The 11,366-nt window shown below is 61.3% G+C and carries 12 protein-coding genes; 1 reads left to right on the forward strand and 11 read right to left on the reverse strand.

Going from position 1 to position 11,366, the window contains the following annotated elements:
* The first annotated feature begins 399 nt into the window (after positions 1 to 399).
* Positions 400 to 2,304: a hypothetical protein gene (locus tag CH283_RS18805; protein WP_032364823.1), complete on the forward strand. Its 1,905-nt coding sequence runs from the start codon at positions 400 to 402 to the stop codon at positions 2,302 to 2,304.
* 516 nt (positions 2,305 to 2,820) lie between these two features.
* Here the strand turns inward: CH283_RS18805 and CH283_RS18810 are convergent.
* The 11 genes from CH283_RS18810 to mce all read right to left on the reverse strand — a co-directional run bounded on the left by CH283_RS18810 (position 2,821) and on the right by mce (position 11,330).
* Positions 2,821 to 3,894, reverse strand: a complete 1,074-nt coding sequence (locus CH283_RS18810) for a GAF domain-containing protein (RefSeq protein ID WP_032364822.1) — start codon at positions 3,892 to 3,894, stop codon at positions 2,821 to 2,823.
* Positions 3,891 to 4,931 carry a sporulation-delaying protein SdpB family protein gene (locus tag CH283_RS18815; protein WP_141214631.1) on the reverse strand — a complete coding sequence of 347 codons (1,041 nt, stop codon included), beginning with the start codon at positions 4,929 to 4,931 and terminating at the stop codon, positions 3,891 to 3,893. Before CH283_RS18815 ends, CH283_RS18810 begins: the two co-directional genes overlap by 4 nt.
* Positions 4,928 to 5,587, reverse strand: a complete 660-nt coding sequence (locus CH283_RS18820) for an SdpA family antimicrobial peptide system protein (RefSeq protein WP_052049294.1) — start codon at positions 5,585 to 5,587, stop codon at positions 4,928 to 4,930. The genes CH283_RS18815 and CH283_RS18820 overlap by 4 nt, the downstream gene beginning before the upstream one ends.
* Positions 5,588 to 5,703: 116 nt before the next feature.
* Entirely contained in the window at positions 5,704 to 6,363 is a 660-nt protein-coding gene (locus CH283_RS18825; protein WP_141215920.1) for a hypothetical protein, read from the reverse strand.
* A 378-nt stretch (positions 6,364 to 6,741) separates the two neighbouring features.
* The gene (locus CH283_RS18830) at positions 6,742 to 7,053 is read right to left on the reverse strand and encodes a hypothetical protein (protein ID WP_141214632.1); all 312 of its coding nucleotides are present in this window, start codon (positions 7,051 to 7,053) and stop codon (positions 6,742 to 6,744) included.
* Positions 7,050 to 7,379 (reverse strand): transcriptional regulator, encoded by a 330-nt coding sequence (locus tag CH283_RS28570; RefSeq protein ID WP_032364819.1) that lies wholly within the window; start codon positions 7,377 to 7,379, stop codon positions 7,050 to 7,052. The genes CH283_RS18830 and CH283_RS28570 overlap by 4 nt, the downstream gene beginning before the upstream one ends.
* Positions 7,376 to 7,822 carry a hypothetical protein gene (locus tag CH283_RS28575; RefSeq protein ID WP_206539365.1) on the reverse strand — a complete coding sequence of 149 codons (447 nt, stop codon included), beginning with the start codon at positions 7,820 to 7,822 and terminating at the stop codon, positions 7,376 to 7,378. The genes CH283_RS28570 and CH283_RS28575 overlap by 4 nt, the downstream gene beginning before the upstream one ends.
* A 289-nt stretch (positions 7,823 to 8,111) precedes the next feature.
* Complete coding sequence (locus CH283_RS18840) at positions 8,112 to 8,948, reverse strand: hypothetical protein (protein WP_052049293.1); 837 nt, start codon at positions 8,946 to 8,948, stop codon at positions 8,112 to 8,114.
* Between the two features lie 390 nt (positions 8,949 to 9,338).
* Complete coding sequence (locus CH283_RS28370) at positions 9,339 to 9,491, reverse strand: hypothetical protein (protein WP_155290193.1); 153 nt, start codon at positions 9,489 to 9,491, stop codon at positions 9,339 to 9,341.
* Entirely contained in the window at positions 9,488 to 10,687 is a 1,200-nt protein-coding gene (locus tag CH283_RS18850) for a hypothetical protein (RefSeq protein ID WP_032364816.1), read from the reverse strand. The genes CH283_RS28370 and CH283_RS18850 overlap by 4 nt, the downstream gene beginning before the upstream one ends.
* Positions 10,688 to 10,895: 208 nt before the next feature.
* Positions 10,896 to 11,330, reverse strand: coding sequence for a methylmalonyl-CoA epimerase (mce, locus tag CH283_RS18855; RefSeq protein WP_015586177.1), 435 nt, complete (start codon positions 11,328 to 11,330; stop codon positions 10,896 to 10,898).
* Between the last annotated feature and the right edge of the window lie 36 nt (positions 11,331 to 11,366).

Consider the following 11,366-nt stretch of genomic DNA (forward strand, 5'->3'; position numbering starts at 1 on the left):
TCGCCGCTAAGGTGTATAATTTATCTATCACGATTCAAATAGGTCCTCCATTCAATAGATTTACCGATGCTTTTCCGGCATCCACCAATTATAGCAGGTAATTCACCTTTTCGCTTGAGCAACCCATTCCTCCAAACGATGATAACGAACTCTGCGAAGAGTAGAAGGCAGATACTTTAAGTAGTCCTATTGTCGCATCAATTCTGCCGCGCCGCTGCCCGGCAGACCTTACGGAATTGACCGCTTCGATACCTGCGATAGCACTTCCCGGATCACCGGCCAAAACGATTCAAGACCTCGCCTCAATCACCCCGGAGGCGTCGTGCATGCTGGGACCACTCTACAGCTGGCTGACTGCATTCGGCGACCTAGCATTGCTCGACCTCGTAGGCTGCACGAATGGACAGAGCAAGCATTCCGTCGCCTGGCGATATGGACCATCTGAGCAGCGCAGAACGCAAAGCGAAGCGCAAAGATGACCGTGGACGGCGAGTCGGCACCAACGTGCGCGATTACGAGCGCATGTGCGGATCTGGACCCGATCGATTGGCCGAGACTCTGATTGCGCGCCACAACGTCAGGATGAAGAACACGGAGAAGCTGCCGGATGGATTCCGATTCGAAGCAATCCTTTTTCTGGCACCGATAGCAATACTGGATATCGCGCATCGCAAGCTGAACCTTACTTTGGATCGCGCACCGTCAGCCTATTATGGCAAATGGCCTCACGACCTCGGCTGGGGAGTGGACAGCTGCGTCGCGGCCACCCGACTGCTTCTCGCAGGACAAGTGGTGGCCGCTGCCACGATCGCCCGACAACAACTCGAACGATGGACTGCGGTCATGGCACCTGTCGTCGGAGTCGAGCAACATCCGTCTGAAAAAGTGGAGGACTTCATTGCGCGTGCGTGGACCGCATACGCCGAGCGCATGCCAAATCCTGGCGCACCGCCGGAATCATCCAACATCGAGGGCGACGCAGACCCGACTACTGCGCAAGATATCGAGGGCGACGACAGCTCCGCAAGCACAGAGGAGCCAACCGCGCCTCATAAGCACGTCGTCCTGGCGAACGGACGTGAAGTATGCCCAGCCGTCGTCTACGGCGTTCTCAGCGAAATAATGCATGCGCGACTCTTCGAGGAAGCCATGTGGTGGGAGTCGGCCGCGCTCCTGAGCAGATTCGATGTACCAAGTGTCGTATACGGCGCGGTGGACTGCATAGCGGATGCGTTGAGCTTGAGCCTTACCCAGATTCAATACATGACGGCTGCTGGCCTGTATCGGCAGGGCGATCCCGAGGACGCCGTGACGTTGATAGCAAGTATCAACCTTGCCGTACGGCCTTCGGCTGACGTCGCGGGTGAAGAACCACCAGACGATGCCCTCCCGTATTCGTCATCGTTCGTACTGCCGAGATTGCCTACCGTCATGCCATTGTCGCCCGATGAAGGCCTCTTGCCGGTGTTTGTTCGCTACCTAGACGATCAACGATCCACGTACGAGTCGCTGGCCTGGAATCATCGGCCCGCAGGTCGCTTGTATCGGGACGACGAGCTTGCGACGTTAGCCTTCGGCGCTCATCGCCAGGCGAGTGCATCGTTTGCGCTACGAGCCCTCGCCGCCGAGCGAGACGAACTAGGCGACGATTTCAACATTGACTCGGTGGCCTCGCGCGGGACGAACTACATCGTGGTTGCCGAGTTGGCGGCTCTTGCTGCTCTGTGGACACGCAACGGTCCTCTGATACCAGCAGCATCGACTCCCCTGGCTCTGGTGTCGTCGACGTTGCGGTCCGCATACTGGTTGTGGTTGGAAGACGACGACCGGGCGATGGCTTCGCTTCGATGCACGCTAGAGCAAATCGCTCGATCCAGGGTCCACCGGACGAAACCGGCGAAAGCGGAGCGCCTTGAAGAATCCGTGCACAACAAGCCTCAGCGGTGGATAGAGGCCGCCGGGTGGGGTCGACTGTCGGCTTGGAATCGAGTGTTGGGCGCGTACGCGCACGCCCACAAAAAGCCTAATTGGGAAGGCGCTAGAGAGCTCCTGAAGGACTTGCAGCTCGACGCGGACGAGCCGTACGCCTTGCAGCGAGCGCGTGGTGACGCACTGAATGTGGTGACGACTCTGGTGGCGCACGAGTCAATCAGCATTCTGGCTCTCTTCTCACAGAAGGTGGCGGCTACCGCAGCTGAACTGCTGGAAAACCACTCAGGCTTGGACATGACACGGGAATGGATGGATGCGTTGATGAGTAACGCACTTGCCCATCGGAAAACACCGATTACAGAACAAGACTGATCGGCCAGCCCGAACACCCCGCTCCGGTAGCTACTCGACGGGCTGGGCGGCGTCGGCGGGGCACCATTGGTGATCGAGCTGAAGGTACCCCTTGCCGTTGCCGATCGGAATTTTGAAACTTAGGCAGCAAATCCACTGTCCCCGTCCAGTTTTCGCCCATGCGTGAAGAAGCCCAGGGGCCTTGACGTCCATCGCGAGACCTTCCGATCTCTCGCCTGTCCGTCGCTGTTGCTGAAGCGGGTCGAATAGAGCTAAGTGGCTCGAAGGTCACGGGCCAGTTCTCTCACAGTTCGCTGGTCAAATGCACGACCGCTCGCCTGTGCGGCCGGTGGGCGACAGACATGTCCGCGCCGGCGGGCCTGCAGCGCAGTAATCTGCTCGCCGAAACGTGGGTGCGCTGTGTGATGCCGCGTCCGTGAACGGTGGTTTCGATGGTAATCGACCAGATACGGCCCCTCCCTGCTCGATACCGCCGTGGCCGACGGCCTGAGAGAACCTCATCGACGTCGTTCAAGGTCACGGCGAACAGTATGCCGCGGTCGGAAAGGTGTTGTCGTATAACACGACATCTGCGGAGCTACCGGCTCCGACCTCACCCACTCTGCGTACGGTGACCAATGCTGCGCGCGCTTTCGCACCCAGAGGCAATGGGGCAGCTCTGATTTCGTACTTCTCGTAGTGGCCGGTTTCGTGGAGCAACCGAATTGTCTCTGGCGTTCGAGCAGTGGCCGCAGGTTGTTGTACGGCTGTCGCCAGAAGTCGTGCGCACGGCAGGTCTTCGGGGTGTATGACGGGCCGCGCTTTAGTGGCGATGCTTCTCCACGCCAGTCCGGGCGGCGGTGCGGTGTGCCAAACCAGCAACATCAGCGTGGCGGGATCGACGATCGCAAGGTGTTCTTGGGGACGTAAGAGCGAGTGAACGATGAGGTCCGACAAGTGAGTAGCGGCGCTCTGGGGTGGCAGCGGGGAGGGTCCGAGGTCGTGCGAGAGGCCGTGGAACACACGGTCTCCTGTCGCGCGGTCGAGGCGAATGCGACCGGTCACGTTCACTCGGCGCTGCGCATGGTCTGCAGTGGCCTTCACTGTGGTCAGTTGCACTGCTGTGTCGGCGTGTGCGGCCACGAGGTGTCCCAGAGCTGGGGCGGCGTCGACGCCGAGATCATGTGGCTCGATGGCGTCGGCAACAGTACGCTGTCGGCCGTGGTGGGGCGCTGCCATCGTGATTGCGGTTCCTCGCGTGAGATTCCATTCGAAGGCGTGAGCGGACGGCGGAGCTGCAGATGCCTCCTCGACAGGTGAAATGAGCAGCCACACAGCTCGTGTACGACCGCGGTGATCGAGGATCGGCTCGGCGGTCACCCTCTTGCGGCCGGCCGTGACGTCGTGACGTCGTCCCGTATCGGATGCCGAGCGGACCGCATCGAGTGCCGCGGTGCGGTGGGAACCGCGGAGAAACTTCTGTAGTGGAGTTGCCCGGCGTGAGGTGTCGCCCACTCCCACCACGGTGTGTTCGTGCGGTCCGAGGGTGTCGATCAACAGCCACTGATGGCGCGTGTCGCGGCTGGCGTGGTGAGTGGATTGGGTCGTCATCGCTCGTCCGACCCGATGGCTTCGGGAGGGCCCGCTGTAGCGGTGATGGGGTCTGTGACATCGGGGCGGCGGCTTCGGTCGCGATCGAGCTCGCTCACGTCGAGGGTTGATCGTGTGCCGTCCGTCGAGAATGTGGTGCGCCGGCGGGTGGGCATCGCGGCGATGATCGCGGATCCGATCATGATCGTGGAGAAGCTCCACAGTCCCATGGTCGCGATGATCCCGACGTGTAGCACGATGTCGAGTGTCAGGCCCACTTTGCGCCATCGTCTCGTGCCTAGAAACAGGATTCCGATCAGCAGTTCGATGACCAGTGCTCCCCAGGTCATCGAGATCACCAATGCCGGTATGTTCGAGGTCCAGATCAGCATCGGTTCGAGTGGGTAGCTTGCTCCGAATGCGTTGTCGCGCAGGAAATAGTACTCGGCGGTCCCGTTGACCCAGTCCGAGACACCGAACTTGCTGATCGCACTGTCGAAGTAGATGAAGGCCAGCTGCAGTCGCAGCGCGAGCAGGCATGCGTACGAGAGGGGTTGAATCCACCGGTTGGGTTCGGTGGTGGGGTGTTGCCAATGCCAGCCTCTGTCGTCGAGGAGGGCAAGGGGGACGATCAGGATGCAGACGATGCGCACGACCGATTCGCCACCGTCGGGCAGTGCGATGCTGCCGGCGATCGAGTAGGCGACCCAGGCATGTGGGAGTGCGGTCACTCGGGGACGCCACCCTGTGGCCACCAGCAGCAGGATTGCGGCCATGCCCCAGTGTCGCCACTCCAGTGGGATGGCGTCGTGTCCGAGGCAGTACAGAGATGCGCTCTGCACTCCGGCGCAATGCGGAGCATCGTTCTGTCCGATCACCGGCACCATCAACGCAGCTGGGGTGGTGAAGAGCAGGATCGACAGCTGAGCTAGCGCCAGGACGGTGCGGCCGGTCCCGAACCACCTGTTGCGAGGATCGTGCTCGGAGACTTTTCGGTAGACGTACTCCACTGTGTCGTTGATGGTGCCTGCGGTCTCGAGCCGAGCGGTGGTCATCATGAGCACTGCACATTCAGGTGCGCGGTTGCGGTGACTTTCCGATATTCGTCCGTGAGACGTCGGAAGCTCCAGGGTGTGGTGTGCTCTTCGGTCAGGACGACGTCTCCACAGACGGTCGGTATCGGTGAGTTGCTCGTCACCTCGTCCGGAACAGACTCGGCAGCGGTGACAATGCATGTGGCCGTTGGGTCGTCGCAGGGCAACCAGGTTCGGACGGCGGCGTTGAGGAACCCGAGTTCGGGGCCTTGCGCCCGTTGGGTGCGCGATAGCCCGTAGAGGTTGGTCACCGCTCCCTGTGGGGTCTTCATCAGGCTGTAGACAGCATCGGCACTGTCGACGGTGTAGGCACCGACCTGGGTTCCTTCCGGATCGCGGGTGAAGAATGCCCAGTCCTGTGGATCCAATGCGTTGAACGCCGTCCGGACGGGGTGATCGCCGTCGCGTGTGAACAAGACGTTGCTGGGCAGTGTGAAGACTATGGCGAAGGCGAAACCGCCGACTACTACTGCCGCGGCGACCACGAAGAGCAGAACAATCAGCACCTTCGGTGGCCGACGTTGCGCCCCAATAGAAGTCGAGTACTCGCCGCGACCGGCCTCGATTGTGCTCGCTGTTGCCTCGTCGATCTGGTGCAGCTCGGGTCGAACGTCTGTCATGGCGGGCTCTCATGCTCGGACGTGGCTGATCGGATGGGTCGACCACCCCTGGGTGCGGTGCACGGATCGAAGCGGGATCGAGGCAACGCACCCAGGGGCGAAAGCGTTGACGGGTCTCAGAGCGCTGAGGTCACCAACGCAGCAGTCTCGGTTCGCTCGAAGTCGCCCTTTCGATTCAGGTCGAAGCCGTAGGAGATCGCATCGGGGACGACGTAGAGCACGACCCCTACTTCGGTCGCAGCTGCGACGTTGGCGTACCCGACTGCGTTGAGGACGCCGGCCACATTGATCTCTACAGCGATGTTGGAGTCGTGGTAGAAAAATCCGTCGGTATGGACATCTCCGCCGGACTCACTCGCGCCACTTTGCGCGGCCAACGTCTTCAGATCAGCCGAGATGGTGTCGATACCCTTCTGAGCCTGGTAGGGATCGTTCGCCTGAACGGCGTGGGTCACCGAGGAGTGGAAGTTCGGATCGACAGAGACCAGGGCATCGGTGAGTTGGCCGATCTGTTCGTCAGTGGCGGTAGGTGCTCCTTCGACCTTGAATTTGGCGGCGACGTCCGGATGGTCCTGCGCCGCACGGCCGCTGGCGAGCGCGAGTAGCCCCACCACGTCCTGGTCGGTGTATTTATCCTGCTTCGGACCGGTCGCCGATGCGGCCTGCACCGGCGCGTCGTGAACGGTCAAGGCCTGAGCAGTCCCTACTGCCCCGAGACTCAGGACCACCAGCGGGGCGGCAATAGCGGCGGCGACTTTAACTTTACGTGGGAACACAATTCATCCTCGAAGGGTGTGTTTCGACGAGACCCCTATACCGGCGGGCGACGCCGAGGCGGCTTCGATCGACGGGTTCGCCGACTCGAGCGCTCGATTTGCCACGCCGATGACCGCGTGGACCACCCCAGACCGTGCCGACTACGCAGCTCCACGCAACTGCTATCGCGCACCGATTTCCCCACCATGCCTACGCAGCAACGGCACATGCGGGTCGCCTGGCCGGTTCGCCGATGGACAGTCCGTCGGCGAACAAAACAAACCGAACAAGCTGATACTAACGACGAGACAGGCGGGTGTAAACCTTTACGAAGGACTAATTAACGAGACAAACGATCCGAATGGGACGACTGACGTGAAACCTCGCTATTGGGATTTCTACGGCTCGATGATGTTGAACTGTGCAGAGTTTCGCACTCCCAGGCGTGCAGTGATGCGACTACCGATTCGATGGTCGAGTAGCTTTTCGCTCAATGCGAGGCGCTGCGCGGGCCGACCTCGGTAGTGAAAGTAGACGCCGATTCGGTTGGCGGTAGACGGGATCTCGACGTCGTTGGTGCCCCAGTTCAATTCGTGGCCGCGCCCATCGACTTCGAGGCCAGGTTTGGTGAACAACGCGTGAAACCACGTATTCACCCACGCTGGCTTCACAGAGACAGTTGCAGTAATGGTGTCGACGGGAGAAGTCATGTGGGTTGCTCACCTTCCGGTACGAACTTGATGATGTCCTGCAGGGCTTGCATGTGTTCACCGAGCGCGGTACGTCCGCGGTCGGTGGCCCGTATCCATGTGCGCGAGTACCGAGCGGTTCGACCCTTCTCTACCGCAACGTACCCGGCCGCTTCGAGAGCTGACACATGTTGAGAAAGTAGAGAATCACTGATCTGAAGTGCCGATGCGAGGATCTTGAACTCCACCGCAGCCACACCTTCCCTCGACGCAGCCGCCAGAATCGACAGTCGAATCGGCTGGGTCAGTGCTCGATCGAGTTGGTGCCGTGGATGATCGACCGTCACGACGTTCGCACTCCGCGCACCGACACCAACACCGGGACGACGGCGACGATACCTGCGCCGGCCAGTACCAACGCACCGGATGCGACCGCCAGTATCAAGCCATGGGGCGCTATACAAAGAGCGATCGTGGCGACGCCGATCAACACCGTTCCGACGGTGGTCGACCCGGAGGAGTCCCGTCCCGGTGGCAATGGGACACCAATCGACTTGCCTATCAACAGAATCGCGCATATCGCCAGAATCGCTACAGCGGCGGGCAACCAGACCCAGCCAGGCTCGACGAACCCCATTACTGCATAACCAGCCGCCGCGACCACCACTGCCACCGACGAGAGCGTAAGTGAACGCCCACGGGATGAGGCACTGCGGTGATGGCTGCCGATTCGGCGTGAAGCCTGCTCGGACTCGAACAGCGCTCGCGCTGAGTCGAATTGCTCGGACATTTTTGCCTCCCTAGCTGATCTCCCACGAGCCTAACCGCTACTTTAAGATTCGTAAAGTAGTAATCCTCAGGGGACAGCGGCGACCAGAAATCAATCAACTGATTGCAACAACACTTCACTGGCTAGAGAACTTCGGACCGGACTTTGAGCGGCACCCCGTCACGGAAGGATCCTCCAGACGAGCCAGCCACGGTGAGCGCGACGCTGACCAAGACTCTCTGAGGGGGATCGACAACGAGGCGTGTGGGCGGATCGAAAGTGACGGGCCAGTTCTCGTACATCTCGGGGCTCACTGCGCGACCGCCAGACCGTGTGGCCGGTGCAGGACGGCCGCGTCGACGCTGGTCGGGGTCCACCGCAGGCCCTGTTCGCCGAACGTGGGCGCGGTGAGGGTGTAGCGGCCGGTGCGCTCGGCGATACCGCGCCCGTGCACGGTGGTCTCGAGGGTGATCGACCGGATACGGCCCCTGCCCTGCTCGATTCCGCCGTACGCGACAGGCCGCGAGGAGATTGCCAGGTCGAGACCGGGCATGCGTCCGTTCGTGATCGCGAGAATTCCTGCGTGCGTACGGTTTCGGGCCAACAGGGCACGCGCCCGGGTTGGCGGAACATCGCGTCCGTGCACGGTCGTCACGACCAGATCGAGGCCCTCGATACAGATGCTCGCAGCGTCGAGGGGGTCTGCTTGGCCTGGGTCGATCAGGTGGATTTTCGACAGGTCGCCGCCCTGCTCGTGGACGGCGAGGAGTCCGAACTTCGACTGCCCGATCAATGCGACGTGGTGGCCGGCCGCGCTGGCTGTAGCGACGAGACCGACGAGGATCGATCCGGCACCGGTAATCGAGATGGCCGTTCCGCGGGCCAGCGCACCGCGTGGGAGGAGTTCCGACAGTGGCGTGGGCACGGGGATGGTGCGCAGGGTCTGTGAACGCACAGGGCCGCTGAGGGTCTGTTCGTCGGCGGGCGGGGCCGTTGGCTGAGATGGGGCGAACAGGGATGCGTCGACGGGCTCGATGGGTGCGTGGACACGTCGTCCGGGGATCGCGGCCATGCTGCGTCGGAGCGCGGCGAGCTGTTCGGCCTTGCCCAAGCCGGTGAGGTCCCCGATTGCGTCGACGGTGGCCATGTGGATCGACCTTTCGCGCGCCGGTAGGAACCACCACACCGTATCGAACGCATGTTCGATTGTCGAACGTGCAGGTGGGCGCGTTCAGCGGTGGAGGGTGTGAGTGTCGAGGTCGTCTGCCGTGAAGGTCCAGGCGAGATGCCGGTATAGGTGAAGCGTTCGTTTCACCTGGTCGAGGGCGCTTACGACGGCCGGGTCGCTGGGGTCGCGCCCCTCGTCACGGATGGCTGCGCACTCGTCGTCGTCCATGCTGTGTTGGACGCACAGCGCTGCTTTGTGGTTCCCAGGCAACAGTCATTCATGTGAATGACTGGACGAGCTGCGTCGTTCTTTCCGGCATGACGGTGCATCGGTCTTCTCGAGCCTGCGCCGCGGGGTTCCGATCTACGTCTAGTTCGACGCGTCGGCCTCGGGGGCGGTTGCTGCGTCGTAGATCAGGTCGTCCGAGCCGTGGTAGCGGTAAGCACGCTGTCCACTGGGCAGAGTCACCCAGCCCGCCTGGCCGTGATCGGCGTCCGGATCGAAACTACGGTCGTTGGTCATTCAACACTCTCATTCTCCGCAGGCGGGCGCACCACAGTCACCTTGCTCTTGACGACAATCGGGGCATCCGCGGGCCCCTGCAAATGCTCATCGATCCACATGGGTAGATGACGCTTCTGCGATGGATACCAATGCCGACGCCAATGCCCCCGAACGACGTGGCGGTGCGAGAGCTTGCCAGATCCTTCCGACGATGAAGCACTGGATGCAGGCCGCGGCTGCCGGTACGACAAATACGTCACCTCACGCATCCGCTTGACTACGCCGTCGTTGTCTCGCATGCGCGCCGACTGCTGGCGGGTGGACTCCACGAACTTGTTGCCTCGCAGCATGTTCACCATCGAGAAGAACGTTCGCGCAACGTAATCCAGGTCATTCATGGCGGTCACGGAATGCGCAGGTTCGTCGGGACCGACGTCCGTGAAACCCGCGCCTCCTGATCGGTTCGGTGCACTGGGCGCAGCATCGGATTCGGCTGGGCTGAGCTGGACCTCGGCGAAAGGAAACACCGGTAGGTAGTCGTTGACGACGCGGTACAACCGGTTTCCGTCAGTAGGAATTGCCCCGTCGGCCCGCGCCAACCACCACCGCAAAGCAGGAACGGTAAGCATGGCCATCAGGAGAACATCGGTTCCACTTCCACTGTCGCGACCTGTCTCGTTCCACACCAGGACCCGCCCGTGGTCGGGCACTCCATCCGCTGGAGCGAGATAGAGAACTCCTCTGCTCGAGGGAAGATCTGCCACGGTCACAGCAACATCATGGTCTCGATCGGCACTCTGGCCGGCCTCGATCAACGCAGTCATCTCCGGCGTCGCATAGTAGGCATACCGGTCCGCCGTCGACGCGCGCAGAAGGAAGTGGCTGTAGTAGAGCATCTGGAACCAACGGAAGGGCTGCAGGCCGACATCGTGCGATTCCGGTTCGTCATCGAGCCAGAAGGGCAAGTGCTTGTGGGGCTCCCGCGCGACAACTTCGACCGGCAGCTTCGTCATCCGGGACAACCTGTGGAGCATCTCGCCCACGTCGGTCGGGTCGGACCGAAACCGGATGACGTCGTAGCCGCCCTTAAGGAATTTTCCCAGGTAGGTCTCCACCGGCCAGGCTGCGGCCTCGATGGCCTCGAGCACAAGGGGCCACCGCGCCGCGGTGACCTTTGCTTCCAGGACCTCGGCGGCCTGCCGGCGGATACGCATGTCGACCGAAAATTGTTGCCCTGGAACGAACTCACCGTCGAATCCATCACGGCGAACCCGAGTGCCCTTCGCATTCCGAGGCTTCTGCCCTCTTCTATCCGAACGCCGCGCCAATTTTCCCATCCCGCCCCCTCGTCTACCACTCCATGGCACAAATCCGCATCAACACTCTGACGATATGGACCATCGCAACATTAACTGGCAGTTGTCATTCGGAGTCTGGTGTTGCGGCGGTGACGAGTTCAGTCAAGACCCCGTGGCAATCCTTTGGGTGCAGGAAGTTGATTCGGGACCCCATTGAACCTTGTCTCGGCTCGTCGTAGAGTGCCCGGACGCCCTTACTCCGTATGGCTTCTGTTTCGCCACTCACGTCGTTCGTGCCGAATGCGATGTGGTGGACGCCTTCTCCGTTCTTGGCCAGCCACTTGCCTACTACTGAGTCGTCCCGGGTCGAGCCCAGCAGCTGGAGGTACGAGGCGTAACCGTCCGGGGTCTCGTTGATCTTCAACATCGCTTCACGGATACCCTCCTCCTCGTTCGATTCCAGGTGAGTAACCTCGAATCCATAGGTGGCACTGTAGAATTCGACGGTTTTGTCGAGGTCGAAACAAACAATCCCGATATGGTCAATTCGAGTCAGCATGCCTACAGTCCACCGCATAACTGCTCGCTATGCAAC

Origin of the sequence: Rhodococcus sp. 05-2254-2 (assembly GCF_002259095.1) — a bacterium.
Classification (GTDB): domain Bacteria; phylum Actinomycetota; class Actinomycetes; order Mycobacteriales; family Mycobacteriaceae; genus Rhodococcoides.

Excerpts from the sequence above, each read along its gene's own strand:
- CH283_RS18840 (WP_052049293.1), bottom strand. The coding sequence starts at position 8,948 with ATGGCCACCGTCGACGCAATCGGGGACCTCACCGGCTTGGGCAAGGCC.
- CH283_RS28370 (WP_155290193.1), bottom strand. The coding sequence starts at position 9,491 with ATGACCAACGACCGTAGTTTCGATCCGGACGCCGATCACGGCCAGGCG.
- CH283_RS18830 (WP_141214632.1), bottom strand. The coding sequence starts at position 7,053 with ATGACTTCTCCCGTCGACACCATTACTGCAACTGTCTCTGTGAAGCCA.
- CH283_RS18820 (WP_052049294.1), bottom strand. The coding sequence starts at position 5,587 with ATGACAGACGTTCGACCCGAGCTGCACCAGATCGACGAGGCAACAGCG.
- CH283_RS18815 (WP_141214631.1), bottom strand. The coding sequence starts at position 4,931 with ATGATGACCACCGCTCGGCTCGAGACCGCAGGCACCATCAACGACACA.
- CH283_RS18805 (WP_032364823.1), top strand. The coding sequence starts at position 400 with ATGGACAGAGCAAGCATTCCGTCGCCTGGCGATATGGACCATCTGAGC.
- mce (WP_015586177.1), bottom strand. The coding sequence starts at position 11,330 with ATGCTGACTCGAATTGACCATATCGGGATTGTTTGTTTCGACCTCGAC.
- CH283_RS28575 (WP_206539365.1), bottom strand. The coding sequence starts at position 7,822 with ATGTCCGAGCAATTCGACTCAGCGCGAGCGCTGTTCGAGTCCGAGCAG.
- CH283_RS18850 (WP_032364816.1), bottom strand. The coding sequence starts at position 10,687 with ATGCGTATCCGCCGGCAGGCCGCCGAGGTCCTGGAAGCAAAGGTCACC.
- CH283_RS18810 (WP_032364822.1), bottom strand. The coding sequence starts at position 3,894 with ATGACGACCCAATCCACTCACCACGCCAGCCGCGACACGCGCCATCAG.